The 1,363-nt window shown below is 43.0% G+C and carries 2 protein-coding genes and 1 pseudogene; all 3 read right to left on the bottom strand.

The window, feature by feature from the left end:
* Window positions 1-177 precede the first annotated feature (177 nt).
* Window positions 178-699 carry a hypothetical protein gene (locus tag A3762_RS10475; RefSeq protein ID WP_068755111.1) on the bottom strand — a complete coding sequence of 174 codons (522 nt, stop codon included), beginning with the start codon at window positions 697-699 and terminating at the stop codon, window positions 178-180.
* Between the two features lie 80 nt (window positions 700-779).
* Window positions 780-1,070, bottom strand: a complete 291-nt coding sequence (locus tag A3762_RS10470; RefSeq protein ID WP_068755113.1) for a DUF3144 domain-containing protein — start codon at window positions 1,068-1,070, stop codon at window positions 780-782.
* Window positions 1,071-1,131: 61 nt separating this feature from the next.
* Window positions 1,132-1,363: pseudogene (locus A3762_RS27480) on the bottom strand (hypothetical protein); the annotation flags it as partial.

Raw genomic sequence — 1,363 nt, 5'->3', positions numbered from 1 at the left:
CCCTCTTGAAGCGTGCACTAAGAACTGAGCAGCGCCAAGGTCTGCAGTTGTCTTTTGCGAATGGAAAACCAATGTCCGCTTTTCATTCTTAGTACGTCTTTATGCCAAGCTAACGGGCTGGCGCTGCGCAGCAGTGACAGACCAGGCCAACTCGTTGGCCGAGCGTTGAGCGCCTTGTTACACGATTGATTCATAGCCGCAGCCCGTTGCTTCTTTAATGTGTGCAGCTAAGTTTTTGTACCCCAGCTCAATGATGCAGGTATTGCCATTGGCCAGCATAAAACCTAGCTTAAAAGAACCTGCATGTCTGCTATTTTTGATCAATGACGCTGTATCTTTGGCGCTAAGAGTATATGCGCCTTCTTTAGGACAAGCCCTATAAGTTATTTCGTTGGCAATTAACAAAATTTCGTAGCCTGGTGCTAGGGTTGTATCTTGGGATTCAATTACTAGCTGAGGCTTATTTAGTTCAAGGCCAAGAGATTGAGTTACTTTGTCTTGGGTGAAGGCAGTCGTGTAATACGCGATTACTCTGGTCTCGCCTGCTGGATGCCTTGCAACAATACCCCCACTAATGGTGCACAAAGAATCATCTACTCTAGTTGTCCAAATATCGTACTCTTCTGACGCATTAGATTCTGGAGCTGCATTTACAATTATCGATGTTAACAAGAATACAAAAAGTATGTATGGCTTCATGATTTCTTCTACGTGTAACAGTGTGTTTAACGAACCCTCCGGTCCGCTAAATACTTTTTATAAGTGATGCTTGGGATGAACTAACCATGAGGCGTGTACTCATCATAGCTTTCAATATATTCATCAAGGTTCTCTGTAAGCATTTTTCGATATTGCTCGGTAAAATAGCGTATGGCCTCTTCTTTGTCTTTTTTCATTTCTTCGACATCGTCAGCAGATGATGCAACATTGAAAGCATTGAACCTGGCCGCAGCATAAAGCGTGGAAGAGCTCACTTTCCTAGTATCAGCGTCTGCCGCCTGCTTATTGGCAACAGCGATAACTTCATCAGCTCTTTCCCAGAATTCTGGGGATATTTCATTGCTACTCATTCGATACTCTCATGACTCATAACAGTGTGTTTAACGAACCCTCCGGTCCGCTAAACACTTTTTATATGCTTTTTAATTGGTTAAACCTAATGCCCAAAAACAAACCGACGAATGCTGCCAAGCAATAATAAATAAGCCTAGGAACATCATTAATTACGTCGTTTAGATCAGGGAACGTTGTGCGCTCAATATCTGGGAACACCACCAAGGCAACAATAGGCAAAGCAATAAAAATTGAATAAACAGCATACTGCCAATGAACTGCATTAGCACGATTAGCCAGACCTATTGCG

The organism is Oleiphilus sp. HI0125 (genome assembly GCF_001635355.1).
The sequence above is the reverse complement of the archived record's forward strand: the minus strand, read 5'-3'. Positions and strand labels throughout refer to the sequence as shown.